The following is a 26,516-nucleotide window of genomic DNA, read 5'->3' as shown; positions in this document are numbered from 1 at the left end:
GAGGCCCGCCGGTTGGCGCGCCTACCGGGCTTCCCTGGCCCCTGTACGCCGGCTTGACCGCCTCGACCTCTACGCCCTGACGCCGACTACGCCCGAGACCGCCGCGGAGCTGCCCGCCTACCACACTGCCCGCAGCGAGCGTGCCAGTAGCGCAGGCGCCCGGCGAGATGCCAGCCGCCGGGTCCGACAGGTGTTCGCCCGCCCCGGGGCCGTGCTGCCGACCCGTCCGACCTAGACGGCGCCCCTACCCCCATCCGCCTTCCCTGCCTGCCCTCACGAGCCATCTGGAGCCCGACCGATGTCGCACGTCCATTTCCCCGATTTCAGCCAGTCCCTTCGCCCCGTCGTCATCGACGCGGAGCGCATCTCCTTCCACGCGGACCCCATCCTCGCGGCGATCGACCGCCACAGCGAGGCGTGGAGCGTGTTTCAGGTCGCCCCCAACGGCGAGACCGCGATGCGCGCCGAAGACGATGCGGACGCCGCTCTCATGGCGCTGCTCGGCACGCCCTGCGCCACCCGCGCCGGTATGCTCTGCCTCATCCGTCATCTGCGCTGGTTCGCTGCTGAGGAGGCGCCGAACGCTGCCAGTCACGGCGATGCCTGGGCCATCGCGCAGGCCCGTGAGGCTGATCTGTCCCGCTGCCTGGGCGTGGAGCCGGTCCAACGCCTGCCCCTGGCCCTGCCGTCCGGCCGGCTGATCGGGCCGACGATCGACCTCCGCCCGGCGCCGACGCCTGCCCGCCTCGGTCGCGTCATGGAGACGGCCGGCGAACTGATGGCCGCCCTCGTCATCATCGGCGGCGGATGCGTCCTGACGGGCCTCGCGTCCCTCATGTGACAAGCAACAATATCCCGCTAACGCACGACAGCATTGTAGCATTACAGCATCATAGGATTAGACATGCGCAATCCCTTTAAGCGCCAGCCGACCGCCGATCCGATCTCAGCCATGCGCGAGCAACGCGCCGCGCTGGAGGCCAAGGCCTCGACCTTGAACGCGGGCAAGGATCGCCAGCCCGAGCCGGGCGCCCCGCGGACCGCCTCCGCGCCCCCGGCTTCCTCCGCCGTGTCGGTCGCGATCCACGAACATCTGCACGCCTACGCGGGGCGGCTCTATGCCGAGGCCTACAAGATGGACGATGCCGACACGCGCGCCGAGCAAGAGCGCGCCGCGTTCTGGGCCGTTCTTCACACCCCGCTAGCTTCGGATGCCGAACGGCTCGTCTACGCCAAGGCCGTCATCGAGCGAGCCTCCGGGGTCTACGGTCGCGAATGCTACGGCAACACTCGTGCCGCTTGGATGGGGGTTGCTTACCGCAACTTCGCCTTTGGCGAGTACGCGCCGGAGTCCGACATGGAGTTGCCGGCGCTGGCCGCCGCAGGGCCGGTCGCGAGCGATGGACGGGGCGAATACCTCGCCCGCCTGGTGACCGCCTACGCCGAGGACCGCGCCTCGCGGCCGATCGCCATTACGGCGGAGTTCAATTCCATTGAGGATGAGGCATCCCGGCTTGTGCTGCGTCGGTGCCGCGACGTGTGCGTAGAAATCCTGGCCTTGCCGGCCCCGCAAGCCGCAGACGGTCTCGCTCTCGTCGCCCTAGCCGCGGCAATCACTCTAGAGGTGTCTCTGGACGGGGAGGATAACCCCCAGCCCGAAGCCGTTGCCGCCGTCGTCGCGACCCGTGCCCTGCTTGGCGTCACCGGAACGGCGCTGCCGCCGGGGTTCTCAGGCTTCGGAGATGAGCCGGACTGTTCCGAGAGGGATGCGGCGCTTTTCGACAGACCGGGCAGCCTGCCAGCTTGGGCCATCGCCGCCGCGGAAGCCCCGGACGAGGACGAAGACGAGGACGGCGCCGCGCCCCTCGCGTCCTGACCCTGCGCTCTGACGGCAAGTTGTGGACCCGGCTTGCCGCCTCCCGTCATTCCGAACCTGGAGCGCATCGCGTGCCCTCTCTCAAGCTGCCCAATCCCTTCCGCCGGGGCGACGATCGCCCTTCCCTGAAAGAGCGTGCCGCGGCCCTTAAGGAGACCGCCGGCCGTGTGATCGGCCACTCCGTGCCTCAACGGGCCGACGATCCTGCTTTCGCCGCGATCCTTGAACACCGATCCGCCTATGCCGCATGGGAGCCTTACTTAGACGAGATCAATGAAGAGCTAATCGGCTCTGCGGCCTTCAATGCTGCCGAAGCCGCGGGCGAGACATGTCGCGTTCGTGAGGGTGAAGCGTTCGCCGCCTTGATCGCAGCACGGCCGACGACGCTCGCCGGCCTACTCGCAGTAACGAAGTACCTACCGGGCGCGATTGCACGGAACGGCCGAGACCGCCCCGACGATGACGGGGTGATGGCTTTCGCAACCATCTGCGGCGCTCTGCAGGATGCGGCTAGCAAAGGAGCCATCATAGCGGATGCAAGCAGAGCGCGGGCTAGGCTTCAGCTTCCGGCACCCGCCGATCACGATCTCTCGGCTTGCACGCTGCCGCAACTCGCTCGCTTATACGAGGCATCACGTGGGCTGTTCCGTTACCTCGCGAGCGCCACCGATGCTCATTTCTTCTCGACTAGCGACGGACGCGAGTTCACGCCTGCCGGCAAAGTGCTGGACCAAGAATGCAGCCGGGCCGGCATTATCCTCGACGCGATCGTGCAAGAGGTCCGAGAGCGTGCGCCGAAGGATCGAGCCGAAAGGCAAGAGCGCGCTCGCGTTCTGGCCCTCTACGAACTGTCCAATAGCAGCGTGATTGAGGATGCCGACGTGCTCGCCGAACTCGTCGCGGCGACGCGGGAGGATTGAACTATGAGCAACGTCATTACCTTCCGCCCGCGCGCCCCTCAGGCGCAAACCCCTCCGGCCCCGTCGCCGGCCGAGACCCGGCGCATAATCGAGGAAGCGGCACGGACCGCCCTCGACACCGCGGACAGCCTGCTCGCGATCCTCGACCGCATGGACGGGGATGCGGAGACTGAGGACGCTGGCGCGGCGGAGCCGGCTCCGGCCCCCATCGTGGCTGAGCGGGTCGGCGCGCAGGTTGTGTCCCTGCGCGGGCCTGCCGTGGATCTCCGGCCCTCCGCGCCGGAAAGCGTTCTGCAGGACATGCCGGCCGCGCCGACCGTGCTCCCGTTCGCCCCGCTCCCGTGGCGCGGTGCCGGCAACGTCGTGGCGGCGGCTGGCGTGATGCTGCTCGGCATGGTCGGCGGTCGCTGATGCCGACGGACTTCCCCCGCTCGCGCAAGGGCCTCGGCTTCGTCCGCGCCGTCTGGCTGGCGTGCCTCGTTCTGCGGGCGCGCTCCCTCTCGTGGCGGATGGGTCGGGCGAGCCGCCGGCAATCCCGGGTCGGTATCGAGCGCGCGGACGATCGCCTGTTGCGTCTCACGGAACGATGGTTGGACTGTCACTTGGCAATCGCGGATCTGCTCGGGGAGCCGGAGCCGGAGGACGTTGCCAAGGTCCGGCAGACCCTTTCGGGGGACTTGCCGAGCGGTCCCATCATCGAGACGCGCCCGGCTCGCACACCCGGCCTAGATCGCGGCCAGTAGGCGAGATCTAGCGCCAAGCGCGACAGCATGGAAGCATCGTCATGCTACAGCATTGCAGCGCGTCAGCATTGTCGTGCCGTAGCACGGCCCCGCGATCATGCTTCCGAACTGTAGCGCTTTCCTGCTACGGCGAGCCGGAACGCGAGTCGGACATGCGAACGATTACCCTGGTCACTCAAAAAGGCGGCGTCGGCAAAACGACGATCGGCGCATCCCTAGCTGTAGCGGCGAGCGAGGCCGGGGAACGCGTCGTCGCCCTCGACCTCGACCCGCAAGGCTCGCTCTCGGCCTGGGGCGAGGGCCGCACCGCGGATGCGCCGGCTGTTGACCGGCTTGGACCTGATCGGCTCGGCGAGCTGCCTGCAATCCTCGCTGCCCTGAAATCCGAAGGCTTCACGCTCGCGATCCTCGACACGGCGGGCGTGTCCTCGACCGGCGGTAACCTGGCTATGCAAGCGGCCGACCTCGCCTTGGTCCCGGCTCGACCGTCCCGGCTCGACCTTCAAGCCACGATGCCGACGATTGAGACCCTGATGCGCCTAGGGATGCGCGAGCGGTTCGCCTTCGTCCTGAACCAATGCCCGGCCGGGCGATCGACGCGCGCGACGGAAGCCGCGAACGGCCTCGGGATTTTTGGCGTTCTGGCAGAGCCGGTTCTGACGCAGCGGGCCGACCATCAGGACGCGATTGCAGCGGGGCAGGGCGTCACCGAATTTGCGCCCGAGGGGAAGGCGGCCGACGAGATCCGCGGCCTTTGGGCCTGGGCGGATCGCAAGATGAAGGGCGGCAAGGCATGAGCAAGCGACCTTCCCTGATCGGTGGCCTTAGCCTCCCCGGTGCCTCGCCTGCCGCCCCTGTTCCTGACACGGCGGCGGAGGCTGAGCGCTCGCCTGTCAGCAGGAAGCCACGGCCCGACGTGGTGCATACGTCTGTCTACCTCCCGAAGGAGGTCCATCGGCGCCTGCGCGAGATCGCGTTCACCCGCGACGTGAAAGTGCATGATGTCATCATGGAGGGGATCGACGCGGCCTTGCAGCGGCACGGGCATCCGTCTGTCGACGCGTTGAAGCCGGAACGGAAGCGGTAGGCGTAGCGCCGTCGCATGATAGCGCTTTGGCGTTGTCACATGGCAGCGCCGTAGCATTACAGCGTCTCAGCATTATGAGGTTGCGCGGGACTTTGCATTCCGGCATGTTGGGCGAACGCAAGACAAGAGACATTATCTTGCGTCGGAGGAAGATATGGTCACGAGGCTGCTCGCTGCCGCTGCTGCCGTGTTGCTCTCGACTGGATCAGCGATGGCGCTGATGGTCAATCTACCGGGCGCGGTGGCTGGAGGAGTCGAGATCTGTACGGCTACTGGGCACCGATGCATTCAAACGCCCGCCGACGCTGAAACACCCGTTCAAGTCGTGAGCTATCGGGACGGAGAGGGCGAGGCCGTGGTCATGTATCATGGCGAGCGATATGTGGCGCAGACGAACCACGTGAGCGTGATGTTTAAGGGCTGCAACGCCTCGCTTGCCTCGTATGTCCAAAACAAGATGTGCCCCGGCGTGCGGCGATGACCGGTCAGGCCCTCGTCCCATTTTCGATCCCCGAACCCGCCGTGCCGGTTCTACCGCCGGCGCAAGCGGACGACGATGCGCAGATGGTCCGACTCTGGCTGGCGCGGTCCGCGAGCCCGAACACGCGCCGCAACTATGAGCGCGAGGCGCGGCGCTTCCTGGCGCACGTCGGCAAGCCGCTCGGGTCGGTGCGGATCGGCGACCTGCAGGATTACGTCACCGGCCGGGATGGCTCGTCGGCAACCGTCGCCCTCGCGGCCTCGGCGCTCAAAAGCCTGTTCACGTTCGCCCAGGAGGTCGGGTTTCTCCGGTTCAACATCGGCGCTGCCGTGAAGGTGCCGCCGATCAAGAACACGCTGGCAGAGCGCATCATGTCGGAAGCCGACGCGCTGCTGATGATCCGACAGGAACCGGACATGCGGAACCGCGTGCTGCTGACGGTGCTCTATGGCGGCGGCCTGCGGATCTCTGAAGTGTGCGGCCTGCGCTGGCGCGATCTCTCGGCCCGCGACGAGGCCGGGCAGGCGACGATCTTCGGCAAGGGCGGCAAGACGCGCGTCGTGCTGTTGTCGGTCGCGACGTGGAAGGTGTTGGCCACCCTGCGCGGCGAGGCCGGGCCGGACGCCCCCGTGTTCCTGTCACGGAAGGGCGGGGCGCTTGATCCGAGCGCGGTGCATCGCGTGGTGAAGGCGGCTGTAGCTCGGGCCGGGTTGCCGGCCGAGGTCTCGGCGCACTGGCTGCGGCACGCGCACGCCTCGCACAGCCTCGACCGCGGGGCGCCGATCCATCTTGTTCAAGCGACGCTCGGGCACGCCTCAGTGGCCACGACGGGGCGCTACCTCCACGCTCGGCCGTCCGAAAGCTCGGCCCGCTTCTTGGGGGTCTGAGGCAAGCCGACGGATTTCGTCGGGCTGGTCTGCGGCGGCGCCTTCAAGGGGCACTCGGGGAGCGGGTTCCTGTAGGGGCGGCCCTGTTGACAAATGTTGACATCGGGAAGGCCCGCGCGCTCTCAGACCACTTCAGAAAACTTCAGTTGCGCGGGCGCCGATCGGCTGCTTCTGCGGGGCGCCCCTGTTCAGTTTTGTTAAGGTCGGGGGCTGCTCGCGACTGCGCGCCTGTTAGCAAATGTTAGCATCAAGGCGTTGCGCGCCTGTTGGTAAATGTTGGTATCGGCCGCGCCGGATTATGCCTGTCCCTGGCAGTCCCGAAAGTCGCGAAGCGCCCGCAAGTGCTCGCCGGCTTGGTTCGTCTCTGCGTCATGCGCCCTGATCCAAGCGTCGGCCTCGGCGTCGTCGGAGGGATATGCGCGAACGGCGTTCATTAGGCCCGAAAGGCATAGCTGCGCCCGGCCTAGGTGGTGGAGCACGGCTAGCCGCTCGGCCTCGACGCGCGGGATCAGGCCGGCGTCCGCGTAGGGCAGGCGGTCCATTTCGGCTTCAGGCGGGTCGAAGAACTCGACGGCGGCGGGGTCGATCATTGCATCCTGTCCCTCTCGGCAAGGTAGGTCTCGATCATGTCGCTGCCGGCGGCGTGCTTTTCGTCCTCGGTCATGGATTTAAAGGCGGCTTCAGCCGCCACGCGGAGATGTTCAGTCTCAACCCGTACGGCATGCCACGGCGGCTCGATGCCCCGCAGCTCGAACTCTGCGGCTGCGTCGTCTACGCTCTGCGGACGCGGGTGAATGACCCTGGCATACTCCTGCATGCCGGCCACCCAGACCAAGGCCAGATCGGCCTCTGACATGTCCCGATAAAGGCGCCCACGCGTCAGATATCGTTCGGTCTGCTGGAGCTGCGAGCGGGCAATCTCGGCGTCCGCTGATGCCTCTGCGATGGCCTTGCCTTCGTCGTCCATCACACGTCTCCAGGCTTCACAAAGCGGATCTCGACAAGCTGCCGGATCGGGCTGCCGTCGCCATCGCCATCGACAGGTTGGGTCGGCTTCCCCCAGGCGCGATCCATCAAAAACGTCAGCGCCTTTAGCGACACGTTCGCGTCCTCGTGCTCGATGAATTCAGCGGCCTTCAAGATGCACTGTTCCGTGTAACCGCGAGCCATTTCGCGGACCTCTGCAGGCAAGCGCGGTCGGCCGCCGGGATTGCCCGACTGACCAGGCTTGAAGGGCGTCAGGTTGCTACTTTTGTCGGACATTGAAAGACCAGGGGCGGTTATGTCGGGAAGTGTACCACGGGCTATATGGATCGCTCAGAACAGAGATGGGAACAGTGGTGCCGTCATTGCATGATCGCCATGCCGCACGCCTCGCATCGACCGTGAACGTGGCCGTTCGTGCTGTCTTTGGTCCATCGAAATCGGCCGGAGCATTCGGAACACGGGGCGTCGCCGGATTGCGCCGGGTCGGCTGCAATGGCGGCCATCATTGCGGGCGTCGCTCTGGGTGCCGGCTGCGGATCTAGGAACGCGACTTTGAGCCCGGCGGCGAGGCCGTGAAGAGCTGCTGCAGCGGCCTGCTGGCGAAGCTCTCGGGCGTCGTCGCGGACCTCGATCGTGACGGCGGCGGTCATGGCGGCTTGGCGGGCGGCTTGGATGCCGGCCGCAAAGGCGGCCTGTTCGCGGGGCGTCATAAGGCGGCCTCATGGTTGTCGGGTGTAGCTGCGCGGCTCGCGGCCCAAGCTCGATCGCGCTCGGCCTGCAATGTCCGCTCCTCGGCCTCCCAAATGGCTTGCTGCTCCAATTCTTTGAGCAACCGGCGATCGGCGGCGGATGAGCGGCGATGGCGATTTGTTTCGGTCTCGGCCTTCTCGCGTAGTCGATCCGCGACGGTCGGAGGCTTGGGCCGGCGGCGCGGCGTGTTGGTTCTGGCCGGGCGCGCAAATCCAGGGGGCGCCCATGTCCAGGCCACGCCTGCAGGAGAAGTCGGCACGCCTCGCGCCTCCGCTTGCGCCTGGGCGAGGGTCAACCCTGCAGATGCGGCCACCCTCTCGGCGGCGGCTTTGCCGGCAGCGCGTTCGCCCGGCGTTGCGCCTCGCTTCGCTAGGGCAAGGCAGTTGTCGAAGCGTTTCCGAGCCGCCGCGTCCATCATGCGCGCCACCCAGACAGGTCGGTCCAGGCAAGATCTAGTATCGCCTCGCGAACATCGGCGCGGCTCGGATCAGCGGCCCTGATGCGGGTAAGCAGATAATCCAAGGCGTCGGCTCCGCCGGTTGCGGCGACCTCCTGGCCGCGGGTTCGCATGGTGGCGCGGTACGCCTTGGCCGCGGGCGCGTCGGGCTCGTGCATCTCAGTTGCCGTGAGCAAGGCCAGTAGCGACGCCTCGGCGCGAGCGAGCGGGCTGGCAGAGGGCGGGGCAAAGGTCTTGAGGGCGTCGGCACGTCTCGGGGCGGGCATGGGCGTTCCTCTTAGGCGATACGGTGAAGGCTGGCGAAGCTGGCAAGGACGTGCCGGCGATCAGTCGGTGCGAGGTCGGCGAGGTGCTGTAGCGCCGGCTCCAAGGCGGTCGGATCGGTCTCGGCCCGCTGAAGCGCAGTCACGAAGGCGTCGCCGCGCCGACCAAGTGTGAGGCGCGCGATAGCCCTGAGGCTGCGCAGGCGGGCCAAGCGCTCGGCCGGGTCGATACCATTGCGCCAAGGCCCGAACTGATCGGCGGGGGCGATCATCGAGAGGCACCGTTCGGAACGTGCGGCACCTCTAAAGGCGCAGTGCCGCAAGGTGCCGCAGTGCCGCAAGCATCACAGTCTGCGCCACTGCGCCACCTGCGCCACCACCCTATAGGGGTGGCTGGTGGTGGTGGCGCCGCAAATGGCTCACGGGAAGGGGTGTCAATCATTCGCGGGCTCCCCTGCCTCTACGAACGATTTCATTTTGCGGTGTGCGTCCTCGCCGGTGACGACGACGAACATTCCGGTGCTGATCCAGACTTTGAGAAGCCGTTGGACCTTCGCGCGCTGCGCCTTGTCCGTCAGGTCTAGGTGGAGGGCCTGGGCAATCGGCTTGCCGACCCAATTATCGGTCTGGACATTCTCACGCCACGGGCCTCCGGCTCGCACTGCCGCTTGTGCCGCCCGTAGGTCTGCGGTGGTGACGCTGGCAAGGGGGTCGGGCCATTCCCACTCGGAGACGACGCCCATGCTGTCGCCAAAGTCGAGATTGCCGTCCGTGCCGTTCCCAAGATCAACGGATTGCAGGCGATACCAGTTCGCCGCATCTGACGGAGGCGCAAGGTTTCCCTTGCCGCCGTCCACTCGGAAATGAAGGCGCCTTAGCTTCGGATCGACGCCCGCCCGCTCGGCCTCGTCTTTCGACATGGGGTTAAGAACGCGAGCGGCACGCACTGCCGCCAGCAACGCCACGGCGCCGCGACCGTCCTCGACGGTGATTTCTGCGCCGTTGGTTTTGCGGGCGTGGTGAACCAGATCGCCGGCCGTGTCGGTGTCGTTGGCGATCCCCGCCCACTGCTTCGCGACCACATCGATCGCACCATTGTCGTTTTCGCTGACACGGTGCGACGAAACGAACGGATCAATGCTCCATGCGTCGATTTTGTTTTCGAGAATGGTTGCCCTCACCTCGTCAACGACGGGGCGAGCCACGATCACGCCGTTCTTGTTCTGCTCGGCGATGACGATGCTGGTGTCTCGGCCGGAGTCGAGGAACAGCCGATCCCCGATGTCGTCCGGCGTGAGGTCGAAGTACAGGCAGGCCGCCATTACCCGGCGCTGTATCTCTTCGAGCGGATCTTCGCCGTTGAAGTACCAGAACCGGAGACGGCTCGGCGGCTGGATGCCGAGCAGGGATTTGCCCGACACCATGCTCAGCGCTTCAACGATCGCCAGCGAGGATTTGCCGACGCCGCCCGGTGAAACCGTGCACGAAATGAACTTGCGGATCAGGTGCCGGCCGAACACCCACTCACGCTTCGGTAGCGTGCTCGGATCAATCCACTGAAACTGCGTGGCCCGGATCGGCGTGCGCTGCGCACGCGCAGGTTCTCCGACAGTCTCGCCTAGTGGCGGCGCGAACCGATCGTCATCCGGGAAATGGTCGGCAAAAGGATGCCGCTCAGTTGCGTATTCGGGGAGGAGGGTGCCGTTCAATGCCACGCGGGGGTGCCCTCCCTGATCTGATCATTCATGTCCTTCCCGACGCGCGGGAGAACGATATCGACGGCGCGGCCGGCACGGTGCCAGCGGGTTCCAACTTCACGGCACGCCTGGTCGCTGGCGCCCGCATCGCGCTCGCCGAGCAGGCTCAAGGCGTCGATGCCGGGCAACAGGGGGAAGGCGGCGATGCCGGCCGTGGAGCCCAGGGCCCAGACTGGACGCAAGCCGATCTGCCGGGCGGCGAGACAGCTTTCGATGCCCTCACCGATCGTCAGTCCCGTTGTCACCGTGTCCTCGCCGTCGAGCATCACGGCCGCGCCGAGGGCGGTCCCCAGCATCTTGCGGCCGAGCTTCGTGCCATCGGGCGTTAGGGCCGTTCGGTGGACGCCAACGATATCTCCCGTCTGCACGCACCGTAGCGCTGCAACCATGGCCGGCGCGGTTTCCTGGCCCCAAGCGCAGGCAGGGTGAAACCGGATGACATCGCCTGCGACTTCGGAAGGGAGATCCAGGCAGCGCGACCGCAAGTAGGCCTCGACAACGGTGTTCTTCGGGTTGCGGCCGGCATCCCAGATCGCGCGGGCCTGCCTCTGCCTGCGCAGCACGGCGGCGCGCTCGACCGCCTCGGCGCGCTCACGGGCGACGCGGCGGCGTTCGATCTCGGCCGGGTCCGGCTCGCGGGTCTGGCGCCACCGATCGGCGGAGAGGCCGAGGGCATCCGCTACATGATCACGGCAGGTGCGCCAGTCGTCACCCGCGTGCGAGTGAACGACGAACCCGTCAGCCGAACCGTCGCTCAGACGGACCGACAGACTTCGATCTTTCGCGCTGTGGTTCGGCCCAGGCGCGAGCACTTGGCTCCCGTGAACCTGCCCTCTCAAAGCTCGTGCAATTTCGGCGAGGCTGACTGTCACTGGCAGTGATCCTCCTGTTCGAGGCGGTCACAGATCCCCGCCAACCAATCGGCCTGACCAATCGTCAAGTCGTGACGCCACGACGAGATGTTGGTGATGAAGTCGCGCTCCCGAGGCGACAGCCGGCCGCGATCAGCGTTCCGGCAGTGCAGCGCCATGCGGCGGAGGGCGTCGTTCTGCTTCGGGGTGAAGACCGAGGCTTTGCGCCGGCTTGGGCGGTATTCGGGCGCCGGTCGCTTCGATGCGGAGCGCCACTGCGCGGCGTCCCACTTGGGGGCGGAGCACGAACCAACGTGTACATTGTCAACGTTGGTAGGGCCGGTCGGGATGGCTCGCGCCAAGTCGTGATAGTCGAGCCCGACCGCACCGAGCGTGCGGCCAATGGCACGGCAGGCCCCAAGGGCCTCGCCGTCTACCGGACTGCCGAGGGCCGGCACGATGCGCCGGACTTTCTCAGGGATCGCGGGTGCGCCGGTCATGCCGCGCCTCCCGTTGCCGGTGCCGAAAACAGCGTCTCGCAGCGGTCAAGGAACCCCGCCGCGGATGCCTCTAAGAGACGTTCAAGCTCTGGGCCTTCCGTGATCCCGAAGGCAGCACACGACTCGGTGACGGCCTGTTGCGCCCCTTCAAGAGCGCGCATGATCCCGAAGTTGATTTCGGCATCAGTGAACTCGCCCCCTCCGAGGTGAGTGAACAGCGCCTCGGCAAGGTCGGCGCTGGATTTGGCGGCATGGTCGGCGCCAATCTCTAGGATCTCGGCTTCGTGCCTGACTGTCGCGAGACGGGCGCTCGTCTCGTCCAAAATGCGGATGAGGGTTTCGGCGCTCATGCTCGGCTTCCCCAAGTTTCGGGGACCGAAAAGGCCAACGATGCGACGGCTGAGGATGCTGCGGCCGATAGCCCAAAGCGGCGGGCGACGGCTTTTGCTTGAATTTCCGGGGTGGATGGGGCAGATAACTCAATGTCAGCCTGCGAAGCGACATTTTGAGAGCCCGCCGTTGCCACCCGCGACGCGCGGGTTCTTCCGTTCATGGGTCTAGTTTTCCTGCTGATGATGCGCCGTCCGATGTGGTCGGCGCGGTAATTCAGCGGGCGCCTGCCCGCCGAAATGGCGGTTTCAGGCGGCTTGCAGCCTGCGAAGCTCGGCGGTGCTGTTGACGCGCGGGCTGATCTTCGCCGCGGCCCAGGTGTCGAGACCGTCCACCGGATAGGTCGGGATACGGCCGATGTACTCCATCGGAGGACTGCCACCGATGCACGCCAGCTTCGCGAGCGTCGTCGGTCCGTAGGACAGATCCCACTTCTCGCGGAGATATTTGCTAGCGTCCGTGCGGCGCAGGCGACGGTTACGCCGAGGGGCTTCTTCGGTGTGAGACATCGGAGCCTCGCATTCTTGCCAAGCGGGAATGCCCGGCTGATGCGAGGAAGGTCGGGTATGTCAGACCCCCGGTAAATAGCATTCAATTTCCCCCGATATTATAATTTCGGGGATTGCTCCCAGGGGTTTTGGGGGAATTCTAGGGGGCGCGCTTCGCCTCTTTCTTCCGCTGATTGTAAATCGCGCGGATGCTGTTCCCTATCGTCTGGGGTTGGCACTTGGGGGCGCCCGGGTGCGTTACCCTAACCCACTCAGACAAGCGTTCTGAAAATCGGCCGATGCCGGTTTCAAATTCTCCCGCGTCGAAACGGCGATGCGCTTCGGGCTCCCAAAGGTTTCTCGCCGTTGGATGTCCGGCTAGGCCAGTTCTGTAAATGGCCGCCGGGGCGGGTTCGGCGGTGTTGCCGCTATCGGCTTGAACGTCGGCCTGCGGGGCGTCTTTTGCCTGTGCCGCAAGGCGCTCGGCGTCTCTTTTGTAAGCGGGCGAAACCCACGAGAACAATTCGTGCGTGTTTATTTCTATATGATTGTAATGCAGTTCGGCGTTTTCATATTTGACCATTATCCAGTTCTTCGGCGAAATCTGGATGAAGTTCGCCCCGCCGCAATCGCCCATCGCGATCAAAGCGCCATCGCAGAGGGCGTCCAGCAAGAGCGCCTTAGCTCGCTCGGTTTCTATGCGGAGATAACCCGCCACGAGCCCTACGGCGATGCGTTCATTGACATACGACGGCGGCGGCGGCCCTTCGACGGCCACCTTTGGGTTCTGGTCGCTCATAGTCCCTCCGCATTGGGACACCCGCAAATAAGCGACGCGGCGGCCCGGTGCGGACCGGGTTTTCAGCGGCCAAACCTAGCCGCGTCAAAAGCACACTAGCACAAATCGAGCGCGGTCAAAGCTGTAGAGGCGCGGTCTAACCTGTCTCTGTTGGGCGCGTGCAAGCGAATGTCACGACACGAGTATGCCCCGGTAAATCCGATCCATCTAAAGTATATCCCGAACTAACCACAGATTTGGCCGATAGAATGTTGGCCTTTAGAGGTAACACCTTGCCGGTTTGCATGTTATATCTACAGCGAGACAAGCAACCGGAGCCCGACCTGTGCGAAAGCTTCCCCGTCACCTGACTTTGCGGATCGACCGCGAAACCGCCGAGGCGTTCCACGCCCGGATGGCTGACGAGGGCCGAACCGTGAGTGCGTACCTGCGCGATCTGGTGCGGGCTGCTGTCCAGGCTGCACCGCCTAGCGGGGGCGCCTCCGCCTCGACCGTGCGCGAGGCGGCCTAACCATGCTGGCGCGCAAGCCTCTCCCTAGCCTCGTCCGCGAACTTGACGCCACGCGCATCAATGCGGTGCTGAACCATCCGGCAGTGCGCCCGCACGTCACCCTGCCGGGACAGGATGATTTGGACCTGTCGGATTTCGTCGCCGACCCGGCCAACGTGCTGCTCATGACCGAAGACGGGTCGGGCGGGATCGCCTTTCACCAGCATGAGCCGGGCATCTTCGAGTGCCACACGAGCTTTTTGCCGGAGGCGCGGGGACGTGTAGCGCTCGCCGCCGTCCGCTCCATGATCATGCATATGTTCGTGGCGACGGACTGCATGGAACTCCTCACCCGCTGCCCGGCTGGGAATAGGCCTGCGGAGGCGCTTGCGCGGGCCGTGGGCGGCGTTCTCGACTTTGAGCGGCCTGCGGCGTGGCCGACGCCTCGCGGCCCTGTGGCGGTCAAGCATTTCGCCCTGCGCTACCACGATTGGGTCAAGACGGCCGACGAACTCCCCGAAATCGGCGCGTGGTTCCATGACCGCCTCGAAGCCGAGAATGCCCGCCTTGGCGTCCCCGACGAAATCCACGAGGACGATCCGGCGCATGACAGGCACGTCGGCGCGGCGGTTGCGATGTTCCTTTGCAATCAGCCGGGCAAGGCCGTGCATTTGTATAATCGGTGGGCCCGATTTTCAGGCTACGGCCTAATCAACGTTGCGAGCGTCGATCCGCTCATCATCGATATTGGCTCGCATGTGCTGCGGGTCCATCCCGGAAATTTCGAGGTAATCCCATGCCCGCCGGAGCAATGATCGGGGGCGGCGCCATTTCTGCCGGCGCCGGTCTTATCGGTTCGTCACAGGCCGCATCCGCACAGAAGAAAGCCGCTCAGATCGCTTCGGCGACGCAGTTGCAGATGTACGACCAGACCCGCAAGGATCTGGCGCCATACCGCGACCTCGGCACCTACGCGAGCGGTCAGCTACAGAACCGGCTCACGGACCTGACTTCGCCGATCGTGATGGATCAGGCTGCCGTCGAGCAGACGCCCGGCTATAAGTTCAACCTGAGCCAAGGCCTCAAGGCCGCTCAGAACAGTGCCGCGGCTCGTGGCCTGGGTCTTTCGGGCGCGGCGATCAAGGGCGCGACCAATTTCGCGACCGGCCTCGCTGACAGCACGTTTCAAAATCAATTTAATAATGCAGTCACCAATCAAAGTAATGCATTTAATCGTTTGATGAGCACAACCGCGCTCGGCAGTTCTGCCGCGGCGCAACAGGCATCGGCGAACCAATCGACCGGCCAGAACCTTGCTTCGACCGCAATCGGGGCGGGAAGTGCGCAGGCTGCGGCGGCGATGTCGGGTGCGAACGCGGTTGGGACGGGCGTCAACACGGCGGCGCAGAGCTTTGCCCTCGCGCCGATCTACAACAAGCTCTTAGACCAGGCCGGCGGCAGCGGGGGCAGTAGCTCGTCGCCGTACTGGTCCGGGTGGTCCTTCATGCCGAAGAATTACGGAGGCTAGCCCATGCCTGAGAGAAGCGCCGCCGGCATCAGCGGCTTCGATACCTCGATGTATGCGACGAAGCCGCCCGAAACCCCGAACATGCTGACGCAGCTTTCGGGGCTCGCCAGTGTCCAAAATGCGATGACGCAAGGCCAACTCGGGCAGACCGAATTGACTTCGCGTCGTCTCAGTCTCCTGCACAATGAATTGTCGAGCCTCTACACGCACGACAACCCGACGATGGCTGACGTGAACGCCGTTGGCGACCGCCTCGTTGCGAACGGCTTCCCGCAGGAGCTTGTTGCGCGCGAAGTCCAGGCCATGCAGGCGGCCGGCGGATCTCCGCAGGCGATCAAGGCCACGGCGGCGCGGCACATCTCGGCCGCGCTTGATGCCGGCCAGCGGTTCCAGGCCGGCACCGGCACGATGCAGACGCGCGACGTGGGCGGCCAGCTTCAGACGGTTGTCGAGAACCCGATGCGCGGCACCGTGGAGCCTGCGAGGGGCGGCGCGGCTGCGATGGACAAGGGCATGACGCCAGGCGATGCCAACACGATCCAGCCGATGGTCGATAGCAGCGGGCGTGTGGTCAACCGAACCAAGCAACAGAACGTGGACATCGTGACGGGCCGCGCTGGGCTCAACAACGCCTTCAAGGGGCGCGGGGCACAGGCGGCGCCGGCCGCTGCCCCGGGCGGTGGCGTCGAGGCTCCGGGGCCGAATTTCGAGCCGGGCTTGAAGGCTTTGAACGAGGACAAGCAGGGGTCCACGACGAAGCTCGACGCCGTTCGCCCCCTGACGCAGGCAATCCCGCTAATTCAGGGGCTCACGAACTCGGCAGCGGGCCCGGGATCGCAGGCCTTCAGCCAGATTAAATCCCGGCTCATCACGCTCGGGATCGTCCCGGCCAATGCGACGGACGTTGTGGCCCGGCAGGAGGTCCAGAAATACCTAAACGCCTATGTCGCGAAGTCCGGCATCGCCCAACGGTCCGACATGGGAACGACAGTTGCGCAGTCGTCCAGCCCGAACCTCGACGTGTCGTTGCCGGCTACTCTGGAACTGGCCCGGAATGCTGTGGCCGCAGACCGTCTAGAGGCGTCTCGCCCGCTTTCCTTCAAGGGCAAGCCCGATGACTACATCGACCATAAGGCGCGCTACGGTCAGCAGCAGGATATTCGCGCCTACGGTATCGATATGATGAAGCCGGCTGATCGGAACGCGCTTCTCAAGGACATGCTCGCGAAGAAAGACACGCCTGAGGGCAAGCGTTTCTTTGACAGCCTGAACAACGCGCATGGCGCGATTTACTCGGCCGGGGGGCAGAACTGATGAGCGGCCGGGATCTCAACGCCTACGACAACCTATTCCAGGCGGCCGGCGAGGAGTACGGGATCGACCCCGCGCTTCTCAAGGCACACAGCTACGTCGAAAGCGGCATCAACGTCGGCACGCGCGCGAGCAACCAGGGCGCGGTCGGCATCATGCAGATGCTGCCCGACACGGCGCGCGGGCTTGGCGTCAAAGATCCCTACGATCCCGAGCAGGCCATCCGCGGCGCGGCGAAATACATCGCTGAGGGGTTCGACAAGACCGGCAACGCGCAAGATGCCGTTCGCTACTATCACGGCGGCCCGGACCGGCGTATCTGGGGGCCGAAGACGAATGCCTACGTCGATAAGGTCGCCGCGGCCTATGATCGGTTCTCGCGCGAGGGCATGAGCCCGAAGCAGGCCGCCGCCGTCGCGACTGCCGCGGAGCCCGCAGGCGGCGCCTCGCCGGTCCTGCTTGCCAGCATGTCGCCTGAGGATCTGGTCGGCCTGTACGGGGCCGCTGAGGACAAGCCTGCAACCTCTGGGGGCGGCACTGAGCCGGCTTCCGGCGCGCTCGCGATCCGCGTGAAGCCGAACAACGTGAAGGCGGCGGGACTGTCGCCCGAGGACTTGGTGAAACACTACGGCAGCGAGGAGGAGGCGCCGGCCGCTCCGATGCGCGAGGCCGGCGGCATGATGAACGCTGCAGCTCGCGGAGCGGTCGAAGGCGTTCCGATCATCGGCCCTGGGATGCTCGGCGCGATTGATCGCGGCGATGCCTATCTGCGGTCCGTGACCGGCGGCCGATCCTATGAGGACGAGGTGCGAGACGCGCGGGCCTATGGCCGGGCGACGGACGAAGCCCACCCCTATGCCAAGCTCGGGGGTGAAATCGCGGGCGGCGCCGCGGCAATGATCCCCCTGGCAATGACCGGGGCCGGCGCCGTCGCGCTGGGTGTACGCGGTGCGCAGGGGGCAGAAACGGCCCTAGCTGCGGCAAGGCTGGCACGGGCGAGGTCTCAGACCGCCGAGACTGCCGCGGCCCTGCGGGCTGCCCAGACGACAAATCTGCTGACTCGGACCGCGGCGGGCGGCCTCTCCGGCTTTGCCCTCGGGGGCGCGGACACGGCCGCGCGCGATTTCTCGAATGTGGAGACGGACAAGGGGTTCTTGGAAAGCGTCCCGAACCGTCTCGCGGCTATCACCGGGGAGCGAGTGCTGCACGGGGCGGCGATTGGGGGAGCCGTGGGCGGTCTCGCTCCCGCTGCAGGGCACCTCATCGGGCAGGCGCTTGGCCCGGTCACGAACAAGCTGGCGACCGCCGTCGCGGACCGTTTCAGCCCTGCGGCGCGGGCAAGCAACAAGCTGCTGGAAATGACGAGCGAGGCCGGGCAGACGATCCCTGAGCTTCGCGCCGAACTGGCCCGCAATCCGAACCTCGCGCTAGCCGATCTGAACCCGTCCCTGCAATCGTCCATCGCCAGCCTAGCGCAGGGCGGCGGTGCGGAGGCGGCTGCAGCTCGCCGGTTCGCAGCTGCCCGTCGCGGTGCTGGTGGTGACGCGCTCCGGTCCGACTTCGACGCGGCGATCGGCGCCGCCCCCGATCCGGTGGCGCTGCGTGATAGCCTGGTGGCGACCGCGAAGCGGAACGCTGATGCGGGCTTCGGCAAGGCGCTGGCTGATGCCAAGCCGGTCAACCTCGAAGGCCTGTCGCCGGAGACATTGAAGGAGATTGAGGACGCCCACGCCTCCGTTATGGGTCGGCTCCCGGAAGGCGCTCCCCGTCGCGGTGCTCCGGTCGGCGATCGGTCCGCGGATCTGGCGGAAGCTGTCCGCAGCGCGGAGGCCGCGAAGCGCCCGGCAACGGAAGCCGCCGGGGGCAACGCTCCGTCGATCGGCTCGTCGGTGTTCACGCCTTCGGGCCGTGAAGTCGGCGTGCGCTACCGTGTCGTTGAAGCCGACGCGCCGACTGCCTCGCACACGGGCGACCTTCAGCCGAACCCGGCCTATCCGAGCGAGCTACAGCCGCGCGACCGCGGCCGGGCCGCAAGCGAGACGCAGGTTAACCGCATCGCGACGGAGCTTCAGCCTGCGCGCCTCGGGGCCTCGACCTCGGCCATGGAAGGCGCCCCGATCATCGGGCCTGACGGCCTCGTGGAGAGCGGCAACGGCCGGGTGCTGGCGATCCGCAAGGCGTATGCGGCGGGAGGCGACAAGAGCGCCGAATATCGGCAATTCCTGGCTGACCAGGGGCACGACGTTTCGGGGTTCAAGCGGCCGATGCTGGTTCGCGAGCGCACGAGCGATCTGTCTCCGGCCGACCGGGTGCGGTTCGCACAGGAAGCCAACGCCTCGGCGGGCCTCGCCTCCTCTGCCTCCGAGCGCGCCGCGACCGATGCGGGGCGGATCTCGCCGAACGTGCTGGCACAGTACCAGGGCGGTGACGTTGCGAGCGCCGCCAATCGGCCGTTCGTCCGCGACTTCCTCCGCACCGTCGCGGACAAGGGCGAGGAGGGGGCCTTTGCGACGCGCGACGGCTCCCTGTCGATGGAAGGCGCCCAGCGGGTTCGGAACGCCATGCTGCATGCCGGCTACGGCGACACGGGGATCGTCTCGGCGCTGGCTGAGAGCGGCGACGAAGGCCTGCGGGCTTTCGGCAACGTCCTGAGCGGTGCGTCAGGGAAGATGGCGCAGCTTCGGCAGGGCGTGGTTTCCGGTGCGGTCGATAGCGGAGCCGACCTGACGCCGCACGTCCTCGAAGCGGCGCGGTTCGTCCAGACCGCCCGCAACCGCGGGATGCCCCTGTCTATGGCTGCGGCGCAACAGGACGCCTTCAGCCAGCTTTCACCGGAGGCAATGGCGATCCTGAAACAGGGCTACGGCGACGATCTGTCGGGGCGCCTGGCTGGGGCGCATCTCTCGTCCTACCTCTCGCGGGCCGCGGACGAAGCGGCGCAACAGACCACGGGGGCCCGGCTGTTCGGTGAGCCTCTGTCTGCGCGGGACATCCTGAGCCGGGGGCGTGACACGTCTAGCGGCGCACATCCTGCCGACGCGCCAGCCGTTGGGGTTGCCCCGGCCGCCCCTGCCCCGGCGCCTGCCACTCAGGGCAAGGCGTCCGTCCTCGACGCGGCGCCCAAGGGGCTGACCTCGCTCAGTGCGGATGAAGCCCACCTTGTCCAGCAGGAACTCCGTAAGCGTTCGGGGGAGCTGAAAAAGAGCCTCGTCGGCTCAGACCGTCTCGCGGCGGGGCAGACCTCCGACATCCGCGATCGGCTGGTGAGCCGGATCGATGCAGCAACCGGCGGGAAATTCCGCCCCGCTCAGGCTCAGTTCGCCGACGACATGAGCGTGCGCGAGGCGTTCGACTCCGGGATGAGCGGCTTGGATCGGGTCCGCTCGGGCGTGAAGGGCTTGGAAGACCGCCCCGAAGCCCTGCGGCGCGACTTTGCGGCGATGCGGCCGGAGGAGCGCGAGGCGTATCGCCAGGGCATGCGGACCCAGATCGCAACGGCGATGGATGCGGCACGCAATCCCGCGCGAGCCGGCGAAGCCGTGACCGATCCCGGGTTCAACCGTCAGAAACTCGCGATCATCTTCGGGGATGCCGAGGCTGGGCGTCTGCTCCGAGCGGTTGAGGATAGCCGGCGGATGGCGAGCACGAACAACCTGATTGATAGCGGGTCGAAGACGGGACAGGTGCTACTGGGCGCCAAGGCGATCGGGATGACGGGGCAGGCCGAAGCATCGTCGGGGCTCGACAATGCGATCACGGTTGCCGCGATGCTGTCGGGTCGGCCGGAGATTGCCGCAGGGCGCCTTGCTCTCTCGGGGGCCAAAGCGGGCATCAGCAAGAGCCGGTTCGCCGCGGATGCTGGGCGCAACAAGCTCTTGGGCGAGGCCGGTCTAGCGGCTGGGCCTGCGGGCGATGCGGTGTTGAACAAGCTGCAGGCGTTCTTGGACGAACGCGCCTTGCGGCGTCTCGCTCCTGGCGCATCCGCGGCGCGGGCTCCGGTAAACGCGCTGATGCGGTCGTCTACGATGGTCCAGGACCGGCCTCAGAGGTGATCGAAATGGCCTTTGGCATTCAGCCACATCCATGTGCCGAGAATGACCGCTGAAAAAATAGCTCCTGTGCCGAAGCCGGTGCCAAATTGTTCTCCAAAGGCGGTCCCGAACCAATGGATCAGCGCGACGAAGCCGGCCATCGCCGCGCAACAGAGGACGACATAGAGAACTCGTGCCACGTTGCTGCACCGCTTGTCCGCCGAGCTTCAACATGGGCTAGGCTCCCTCTGTCGGCAATGTCACCCGCGGCGATTGGCAGGGCTGGGGCGACCTTCGACCTTGCCCCCTCGAATGCCCTTTTGCAGTCTCCGATCCTCTGTTTTCACAGAGAGGGGAACATGAGTATTCGTGCCGGTCACGGATTTACGCCCTCCCCCTAGTTGGCGCGGTGCGGCACCGCGCTCCCCCTGACGCCCTAAGTTTTTCTTAGCCCGTCCGTCGATGGGGTGGTGATCCGCCACCCCCTTCTCGCCAAGGGGGTCGCGAAACGTTACCCCCTTCCGCGCCAGCCGCAGCCAGGCCGTCCACTCCCGCGACACGACGCAGACCACGTTCGTGTCGTTGCGGAACCGGGACTGCCGCCGTTCCTCGACCGTGACCAGGGCGAGCATCTTGGCCTGCCGGATCGCATTGCGGACGGTCGCACGGCTGACGCCTGCCAGCGCCGCAATGTGGTCCAGGGCTAGGCGACAGTCGCCCCGCTTCGCGACCTCGACCGCGACCACGGCGAGCGCCGCTTGCTCGGCGAGCGTGAACCGGGCCGCGATACCCGGCGGGAGCCTGCCAGAGGCCGCCCAGCGGCGGCGACGGGCCATTGACGCATCCGTGCGCGGGCGAGAGCCGGCACGGCTCCTGAGGGCTCCGAAAGGCTTTGGGGCGTGTGTTCCGGCTTCGGCCTGCCGCGCCTCGATCAGCCCCGACAGTGCCTCAGCCTCGGCCTCGGAGACGTGCCCCTCGCCGAACGCCTTCCACAGCGCAGACGCGACGGCCGGCAACGCGTCACGCGGGGCCGCCTCCGCCTGTCGGCGGATCTCGTAGGCATAGTCCATCGTTCACGGTCCCTCACGGGCCGCGGTCCAGGGTCCAGGCAAAGCCTTCCCATTGACGGAAACACGTTCCGTCTTGACTCCCACCGGGAGCATGTGGCTTGTGAAGGGAAGCGACTCGCCTTTCACAGGCACTCGGGTTTCGACGGCGCCACCCTTGCAGGGGTCGGCGCCGTTGGCTTTTCAGGGGTCTATCTCGCGGCTTCGATCTCCTGATGCCGGCTCACGACTCGCCACGGGGCGCGCCATAGCCGGACATGGCATGTCGGCCGGCAGGCACGGTTAAGTCAACGTTGGGGGCAGAGATGCGTGGAGCGATTGCAGCGGTAGCGATGACCCTCAGTCTGGCCTGCCCCGCCTACAGTCAGACAGCGCCCCAGGAGGTAATCGATGCCGCCGCCGATGCCCATGCCGCATTCCAGCGGAAGGGAGGGCTCGCTGGCGTCAAGATGGGCATAACCGAATGCTGGGAGAATGCTGCAAAGCAAGCGTCGTTCAAAGCGGCGGTGTATTGCTCAGCGTACAACTTCACTGCCGCTAACTTCGACGCAGGCGTTATGTCCGTCCTCAAGGTCAGGCCAACTGTAATCATGGCGGACGCCAATCGCCGATCCAAGGCCGCCTTGTTACGCGCGGGCGTTCCTGCCGCACGCGTCCCTGCTTTAATGGACGATATCCGAGAGCGTGTAATCGCTGCGACCAACACTCGGTTTTAAGGACGGGCGACGGCGCTGTGAGCGACGACCCCTTCCACGAGGCCGTCGAAGCTCTCCGCGCGCTCGGCATGTACGTCGAGCCAACTGGCGACGACCTGAGCCTGTGGCTCGTGAATGGCGAAGAGATGACCGACACGGGCTTGATGAAGCTGGCCGCGCTAATGGGCCTCATACCCGGCTCGGCGACGATCCAGTGACCGGCGTTCCAAGACACCTCCGAAACCCGCGCCGCTGGTACGATGCGGACGGCATTGAACAGCCGCCGGCCACCATCGCGAACAGCAAAGCGAACGGCGCCCGTGGCCTGCTGGTGTTCTGCGAGTGCGGGCACAGCGGCGCGATGCCGTTTGATGGCCTGCCGGACGACTTTCCCGTGCCGGATGTCGCTCTTCGGCTCGTCTGCTCGGTCTGCGGGCGAAAGGACCGGATCAGCACCCGGCCCGATTTCACGGGCGTGCACACCGGGGCGGGGCCAAGGCTGCGGTCGGTGGACTAGCGCGGCCAGGGCCGTAGGTGAGGCAGGCCCGTCCCCCGATCTGATCACGGGGCGACGGGTGCTTCGTCCATCTCACCAGCGTGCCGGTCCTGAACCCGGCTTGAGCGCACCGTGCCTATGATTGGTTAGCAGACCGTCACCAACTACGCCGCGGCCAGCCACGACATCAGGTTCGCCGCCGCGCTCCGGCTCAGACCGAACCGACCCTGCAACACGTTCACGATCTGCGGGCGGCTGACGCCAACCTGCCTCGCCAACGCCCCCTGCGTCATGGTCCGAACGCGCAACGCCTCTCGGACGGCTCGGGCAAGCTCGGGTGGCAAGGGACCGCCTTCGTAGGCGATGAGCGGTGCCCCAACCTGTCGCCACTCGCCCAGCCCGTCCATCAGGTCGGGTTGCTCGGAAACTCCCCCGATCGGTAGCGGCAGCGGGACAGCGCGACCGGGCGGGACTGCCCTCGTCTTGGCTCCGGGCGTAGGCCCGTCAGCGCCGACGCTGTGTCTCGGGCGGGCGGTTCTCGCTGGACCCTGAGCAGTCTGGATAGAGGGGTGAACCGTTTTCGTCGTTGTAAGGTGAGTTCTACGAACTAGTGCCGACGAAATCGGGTCAGGGCCTTTTTCGGCCGTCGGGACCAAGCCGGCTTTCAGGCGCCGCTTCAACGTGGACAGGGATATTCCGAGGGCTTTTGCCTGGGCGACGTTCGAAGCGGATCGGGGCGTTGCGCCTGCCGAAACGCGCTTCCGGGCCTGATACTCGGCGTCCCGTTTCTTCCGGTCAGCCTTCCGCTGTTGCTTCGTGCGGTCGATGGCCCCGATGGTCTTAAGGCCTAGGTTGGACCGTTCCGTCAGCACTACGTTGAGGAGCTTCGCCACTTCGTCGGGGGAGGCGAACCGCCATTCCCGTGCCTCGGCCTCCTCGGTCATCTCGACTGCGCGGCTTCGCGCCAGCTTCGGCAGGAGGGTGGCGGTCCAGGCATCGACAGCAATGCGGAGGTCGGCCGCGATGGAGTGGAGCTTGATGAAGTGCGGCAGGGCGATTTGCAGGTAGAGTTCGGCGTCGTCGGTATCGCACGGGCCGTCATGGCGGCTCAGAACGATCTTCCCGATTTCGGCGATCCGCTGCGTGTTGATGTTCCACCGCTTGCGGGTGCCGTGCGACCGTCTCAGCCGGCCTGCTTGGTGTTCGTGGTCCAAAGCCCGGCGAACGGCGTTGCGCTTCGCCTCGACCTCGCCAGTGACCTCTGCGTTCAGCCGATCCCAATAGTCGAACATGGGCGGGATTTCGGGCTCGTCCTTCCGCCTCATGCCGAGATCCAATCGAAGGCGAGCTGAATGGGGCAGGGTTGCTGCGCTCGGCGGGGAGGCTTCGGCGGCGGCGCTACAGGTTGACACGAAACAGTGCCACCGGGTCGGTCTAGGACCGTCCGCGTGTGGTTGATGAGCGAAACGAGCGCCGCATGTTCGCGGAAACCCCTGTCGTTCCAGAGGTATAATCCGATCTCTTCGTCCGAGACCTCAGCGCCCTGCCGACCTGTGCGAGTGCGGAGCACGTCCGCGGCAGTCTCGGCAATGGATCGCGCTAGAGCGTCAATCATTCGCGGGCCTCGCTGCCCTCGCGCGGCTTCGGTCCAGGCGCTCTAGCCGCGCGTCGGCTTCTCGGGGCGGTTGAGCCACCATGTGAAGGCGCCGAGTGCGATCCCGCCGATAGGCAGGAGGATGAGGCTAAGAACCTGAGGGTTCATCATTGGGGAGCCGATCCAGTATGCGCCGTGCGAGGTAATGTAGGCTCCCGCTGACAATCCAACAACCGAGCGTGGACGCCACGTAGATCCAGAAGGCCCCGCCATCCTCGAACCGGGGATGCACGGGCGTGAACAGCGGTGCGAACCCGCCGACCGCGAACACAGCCACGGCAATGCCGTTGAGGTAGGTAGCTGAGAGCTTGGTCTTTTCAGTCTGACGCGGAGTCACGGGGCTTTCCGCTCCCGGAACCGGACGCCTGCCCCGCCCCCGTTCTCGGCGATGAATTCGACGCCTGCGGCTTCAATTGCCTTTCGTATCGCATCAGCGTTGGCCGCCGTGACGCTTAAGGGGCCTTCCTGAAGTTCCGCACGCCGGACCGTTGCGACACCAAGCCGGGAAGCATCGGCTACGTCCTGTGCGGTCCATCGCAACAAAGCGCGGGCTGCTCGAAGCTGTGCGCTCGTGATCTTCAAAATATCACCTGATTGCCCGTTGACCACATATCGACCAAGTGATATTCAAACTATCACACGGTCTGAAACGGATCAACGCCCGATGCGCTACGCCAACCTCATTCCCGCCTCGCACATCGCCCGCAGCGCCGACGCTCGCCTGACCGCCAACGCCCGCCGCGCCGTCATCACCGCGAAGGCCGCCATCGTCGCCGCCACTGAGAGCGCCAAGCGGTTCGACCGCACCGTCCCCCTGGTCAACCGCGACGGCACGTTCGACCGCTCCGCCATCATGCGCGCCGCGATCCTCTCCGCTCAGGCCCGCATGGAAGTGACCGGCGACGCCTGGGGCGTGTGCATGTCCTACGCCCTCAAGGGCGCCTGGGCCGCCGCCAAGGCTTCCCGCCCCTACCGCGCGCACTGAGGGGGACGCCATGCTCGCTACCACTCACATCACCGTCGCGCCCGTCACGTCGGCCGACCCTGTGTTCGCCGCGATCGAGACGCACCGCGAAGCGCTGCACGTCTTTCAGGCCGAAATTCACTACGCCGTGAAGAAGCGGAAAGGCCGGTTTTGCACGCGCGAGCATTTCCGCGAGGCTGCGGAGGCTTACGACGCGGCTACGTCCGCTCTCGTCTTGGCTCCTATCGCTTCCTTGCCCGGCTTGCGGTCGTTCGCGGCTTATGTGGCCGACCTCAGAGCCTACGGCGGCGGGGGTGTCGCGCCCAAGACGCTGCAGTACGCAATTCAGGTCTGGGATCTGTCGGACGCGATGGCGACGATCGCCGAAGCGATGGCCCGGCTGTTGCCGGCCGACGCTCCGACCTCGACGCACTGAGGCCGGACCGATGGCTGACCTCTCCCGCCGTGGCGTCCTCGGCGCCTTCCTCGTCCTCGTGTCCTCGCGAGTGCCGGCCATGGCCTCCGACCGGGTGCTGCCGGCGATCCGCTGGGCCGAGAAAGCCGACGCCGCCTACTCCGCCTCGGGCTGCGTTGCGGCCGATCTCGCCGCAGCAGGGTTGCCGATGCCCGCCGGTTGGCGCGCCTACCGGGCTTCCCTGGCCCATGTCCGCCGGCTTGCCCGCCTCGACCTCTACGCCCTGACGCCGACTACGCCCGAGACCGCCGCGGCGCTGACCGCCTACCACACTGCCCGCGGCGAGCGTGCCGGTAGCGCAGGCGCCCGGCGAGCTGCCCGCCGCCGGGTCCGCAAGGTGTTCGCCCGCCCCGGGGCCGTGCTGCCGCCCCGTCCGACCTAGCCGGCGCCCCTACCACCCTCCGCCTTCCCTGCCTGCCCTCACGAGCCTCTGGAGCCCGACCGATGTCGCACGTCCATTTCCCCGATTTCAGCCAGTCCCTTCGCCCCGTCGTCATCGACGCGGAGCGCATCTCCTTCCACGCGGACCCCATCCTCGCGGCGATCGACCGCCACAGCGAGGCGTGGAG

At 66.3% G+C, this 26,516-nt stretch carries 32 protein-coding genes and 1 pseudogene; 18 read left to right on the top strand and 15 right to left on the bottom strand.

The features are described 5' to 3' along the window. The 9 genes and pseudogenes from MKK55_RS11570 to MKK55_RS11530 form a co-directional block, all read left to right on the top strand. A pseudogene (locus tag MKK55_RS11570) lies at positions 1–235 on the top strand (penicillin-binding protein); the annotation flags it as partial. A gap of 63 nt (positions 236–298) precedes the next feature. Beyond that, entirely contained in the window at positions 299–841 is a 543-nt protein-coding gene (locus MKK55_RS11565) for a hypothetical protein (protein WP_243934809.1), read from the top strand. A gap of 63 nt (positions 842–904) precedes the next feature. Then, positions 905–1,876 (top strand): hypothetical protein, encoded by a 972-nt coding sequence (locus MKK55_RS11560; protein ID WP_243934808.1) that lies wholly within the window; start codon positions 905–907, stop codon positions 1,874–1,876. 71 nt (positions 1,877–1,947) lie between these two features. Beyond that, a complete protein-coding gene (locus MKK55_RS11555) occupies positions 1,948–2,796 on the top strand; it encodes a hypothetical protein (protein WP_243934807.1) in 849 nt (282 codons plus the stop codon). Between the two features lie 3 nt (positions 2,797–2,799). Beyond that, the gene (locus MKK55_RS11550) at positions 2,800–3,207 is read left to right on the top strand and encodes a hypothetical protein (RefSeq protein ID WP_243934806.1); all 408 of its coding nucleotides are present in this window, start codon (positions 2,800–2,802) and stop codon (positions 3,205–3,207) included. A gap of 484 nt (positions 3,208–3,691) precedes the next feature. Then, a complete protein-coding gene (locus MKK55_RS11545) occupies positions 3,692–4,336 on the top strand; it encodes a ParA family protein (RefSeq protein WP_243934812.1) in 645 nt (214 codons plus the stop codon). Next, positions 4,333–4,626, top strand: a complete 294-nt coding sequence (locus MKK55_RS11540) for a hypothetical protein (protein ID WP_243934805.1) — start codon at positions 4,333–4,335, stop codon at positions 4,624–4,626. The genes MKK55_RS11545 and MKK55_RS11540 overlap by 4 nt, the downstream gene beginning before the upstream one ends. A gap of 211 nt (positions 4,627–4,837) precedes the next feature. Further along, positions 4,838–5,107, top strand: a complete 270-nt coding sequence (locus MKK55_RS11535) for a hypothetical protein (RefSeq protein WP_243934804.1) — start codon at positions 4,838–4,840, stop codon at positions 5,105–5,107. A gap of 83 nt (positions 5,108–5,190) precedes the next feature. Further along, entirely contained in the window at positions 5,191–5,994 is an 804-nt protein-coding gene (locus MKK55_RS11530; RefSeq protein ID WP_243934801.1) for a tyrosine-type recombinase/integrase, read from the top strand. A gap of 296 nt (positions 5,995–6,290) precedes the next feature. Here the strand turns inward: MKK55_RS11530 and MKK55_RS11525 are convergent, their stop codons facing one another. From MKK55_RS11525 to MKK55_RS11470, 12 genes are all read right to left on the bottom strand, one after another. Beyond that, positions 6,291–6,584 carry a hypothetical protein gene (locus MKK55_RS11525; RefSeq protein WP_243934800.1) on the bottom strand — a complete coding sequence of 98 codons (294 nt, stop codon included), beginning with the start codon at positions 6,582–6,584 and terminating at the stop codon, positions 6,291–6,293. Continuing rightward, on the bottom strand, positions 6,581–6,961 hold the full coding sequence (locus MKK55_RS11520) for a hypothetical protein (RefSeq protein WP_243934799.1): 381 nt from the start codon (positions 6,959–6,961) through the stop codon (positions 6,581–6,583). The genes MKK55_RS11525 and MKK55_RS11520 overlap by 4 nt, the downstream gene beginning before the upstream one ends. Further along, positions 6,961–7,257, bottom strand: a complete 297-nt coding sequence (locus MKK55_RS11515; RefSeq protein ID WP_243934798.1) for a DUF5681 domain-containing protein — start codon at positions 7,255–7,257, stop codon at positions 6,961–6,963. Before MKK55_RS11515 ends, MKK55_RS11520 begins: the two co-directional genes overlap by 1 nt. Before the next feature lie 83 nt (positions 7,258–7,340). Further along, positions 7,341–7,691: a hypothetical protein gene (locus MKK55_RS11510; protein ID WP_243934797.1), complete on the bottom strand. Its 351-nt coding sequence runs from the start codon at positions 7,689–7,691 to the stop codon at positions 7,341–7,343. 454 nt (positions 7,692–8,145) lie between these two features. Then, a complete protein-coding gene (locus MKK55_RS11505) occupies positions 8,146–8,454 on the bottom strand; it encodes a hypothetical protein (protein ID WP_243934796.1) in 309 nt (102 codons plus the stop codon). An 11-nt stretch (positions 8,455–8,465) separates the two neighbouring features. Continuing rightward, positions 8,466–8,723, bottom strand: a complete 258-nt coding sequence (locus MKK55_RS11500; protein ID WP_243934795.1) for a hypothetical protein — start codon at positions 8,721–8,723, stop codon at positions 8,466–8,468. A gap of 162 nt (positions 8,724–8,885) precedes the next feature. Further along, positions 8,886–10,166, bottom strand: a complete 1,281-nt coding sequence (locus MKK55_RS11495) for an AAA family ATPase (protein WP_243934794.1) — start codon at positions 10,164–10,166, stop codon at positions 8,886–8,888. Beyond that, complete coding sequence (locus MKK55_RS11490; protein WP_243934792.1) at positions 10,157–11,080, bottom strand: toprim domain-containing protein; 924 nt, start codon at positions 11,078–11,080, stop codon at positions 10,157–10,159. The genes MKK55_RS11495 and MKK55_RS11490 overlap by 10 nt, the downstream gene beginning before the upstream one ends. Further along, complete coding sequence (locus MKK55_RS11485) at positions 11,077–11,559, bottom strand: hypothetical protein (protein ID WP_243934790.1); 483 nt, start codon at positions 11,557–11,559, stop codon at positions 11,077–11,079. Before MKK55_RS11485 ends, MKK55_RS11490 begins: the two co-directional genes overlap by 4 nt. Continuing rightward, positions 11,556–11,909 carry a hypothetical protein gene (locus MKK55_RS11480; protein WP_243934788.1) on the bottom strand — a complete coding sequence of 118 codons (354 nt, stop codon included), beginning with the start codon at positions 11,907–11,909 and terminating at the stop codon, positions 11,556–11,558. The genes MKK55_RS11485 and MKK55_RS11480 overlap by 4 nt, the downstream gene beginning before the upstream one ends. Positions 11,910–12,197: 288 nt before the next feature. Continuing rightward, positions 12,198–12,458, bottom strand: a complete 261-nt coding sequence (locus MKK55_RS11475) for a hypothetical protein (RefSeq protein WP_243934786.1) — start codon at positions 12,456–12,458, stop codon at positions 12,198–12,200. A 139-nt stretch (positions 12,459–12,597) separates the two neighbouring features. Continuing rightward, positions 12,598–13,236: a hypothetical protein gene (locus tag MKK55_RS11470; protein WP_243934784.1), complete on the bottom strand. Its 639-nt coding sequence runs from the start codon at positions 13,234–13,236 to the stop codon at positions 12,598–12,600. Between the two features lie 513 nt (positions 13,237–13,749). Here MKK55_RS11470 and MKK55_RS11465 point away from each other — a divergent pair. The 4 genes from MKK55_RS11465 to MKK55_RS11450 are packed head-to-tail and all read left to right on the top strand — an operon-like array spanning position 13,750 to position 20,617. Then, positions 13,750–14,541: a hypothetical protein gene (locus MKK55_RS11465; RefSeq protein WP_243934782.1), complete on the top strand. Its 792-nt coding sequence runs from the start codon at positions 13,750–13,752 to the stop codon at positions 14,539–14,541. Next, positions 14,523–15,254: a hypothetical protein gene (locus tag MKK55_RS11460; protein ID WP_243934780.1), complete on the top strand. Its 732-nt coding sequence runs from the start codon at positions 14,523–14,525 to the stop codon at positions 15,252–15,254. Before MKK55_RS11465 ends, MKK55_RS11460 begins: the two co-directional genes overlap by 19 nt. A gap of 3 nt (positions 15,255–15,257) precedes the next feature. Further along, positions 15,258–16,568, top strand: coding sequence for a hypothetical protein (locus MKK55_RS11455; protein ID WP_243934779.1), 1,311 nt, complete (start codon positions 15,258–15,260; stop codon positions 16,566–16,568). Then, on the top strand, positions 16,568–20,617 hold the full coding sequence (locus tag MKK55_RS11450; protein WP_243934778.1) for a transglycosylase SLT domain-containing protein: 4,050 nt from the start codon (positions 16,568–16,570) through the stop codon (positions 20,615–20,617). Before MKK55_RS11455 ends, MKK55_RS11450 begins: the two co-directional genes overlap by 1 nt. Here MKK55_RS11450 and MKK55_RS11445 read toward each other — a convergent pair. After that, complete coding sequence (locus MKK55_RS11445) at positions 20,608–20,757, bottom strand: hypothetical protein (protein ID WP_243934777.1); 150 nt, start codon at positions 20,755–20,757, stop codon at positions 20,608–20,610. The two genes, MKK55_RS11450 and MKK55_RS11445, sit on opposite strands and share 10 nt — an antisense overlap. A gap of 99 nt (positions 20,758–20,856) precedes the next feature. After that, positions 20,857–21,666, bottom strand: coding sequence for a helix-turn-helix domain-containing protein (locus MKK55_RS11440; protein ID WP_243934776.1), 810 nt, complete (start codon positions 21,664–21,666; stop codon positions 20,857–20,859). A 730-nt stretch (positions 21,667–22,396) separates the two neighbouring features. Here MKK55_RS11440 and MKK55_RS11435 point away from each other — a divergent pair. Continuing rightward, the gene (locus MKK55_RS11435) at positions 22,397–22,576 is read left to right on the top strand and encodes a hypothetical protein (RefSeq protein WP_243934775.1); all 180 of its coding nucleotides are present in this window, start codon (positions 22,397–22,399) and stop codon (positions 22,574–22,576) included. Then, positions 22,573–22,875: a hypothetical protein gene (locus tag MKK55_RS11430; protein ID WP_243934774.1), complete on the top strand. Its 303-nt coding sequence runs from the start codon at positions 22,573–22,575 to the stop codon at positions 22,873–22,875. The genes MKK55_RS11435 and MKK55_RS11430 overlap by 4 nt, the downstream gene beginning before the upstream one ends. Before the next feature lie 143 nt (positions 22,876–23,018). Here MKK55_RS11430 and MKK55_RS11425 read toward each other — a convergent pair whose 3' ends face one another. Further along, positions 23,019–24,146, bottom strand: coding sequence for a transcriptional regulator (locus tag MKK55_RS11425; protein WP_243934772.1), 1,128 nt, complete (start codon positions 24,144–24,146; stop codon positions 23,019–23,021). A 1,026-nt stretch (positions 24,147–25,172) separates the two neighbouring features. Here MKK55_RS11425 and MKK55_RS11415 point away from each other — a divergent pair. From MKK55_RS11415 to MKK55_RS11405, 3 genes are read left to right on the top strand one after another with little or no spacing between them, the layout of a single operon-like run. Beyond that, positions 25,173–25,493, top strand: coding sequence for a hypothetical protein (locus MKK55_RS11415; RefSeq protein ID WP_243934771.1), 321 nt, complete (start codon positions 25,173–25,175; stop codon positions 25,491–25,493). A 10-nt stretch (positions 25,494–25,503) separates the two neighbouring features. Further along, complete coding sequence (locus tag MKK55_RS11410) at positions 25,504–25,908, top strand: hypothetical protein (RefSeq protein ID WP_243934768.1); 405 nt, start codon at positions 25,504–25,506, stop codon at positions 25,906–25,908. Between the two features lie 10 nt (positions 25,909–25,918). Further along, entirely contained in the window at positions 25,919–26,329 is a 411-nt protein-coding gene (locus MKK55_RS11405; protein WP_243934767.1) for a penicillin-binding protein, read from the top strand. Positions 26,330–26,516 lie beyond the last annotated feature (187 nt).

The organism is Methylobacterium sp. J-059, assembly GCF_022829485.1.
Classification (GTDB): Bacteria; Pseudomonadota; Alphaproteobacteria; order Rhizobiales; family Beijerinckiaceae; genus Methylobacterium.
The sequence above is the reverse complement of the archived record's forward strand: the minus strand, read 5'-3'. Positions and strand labels throughout refer to the sequence as shown.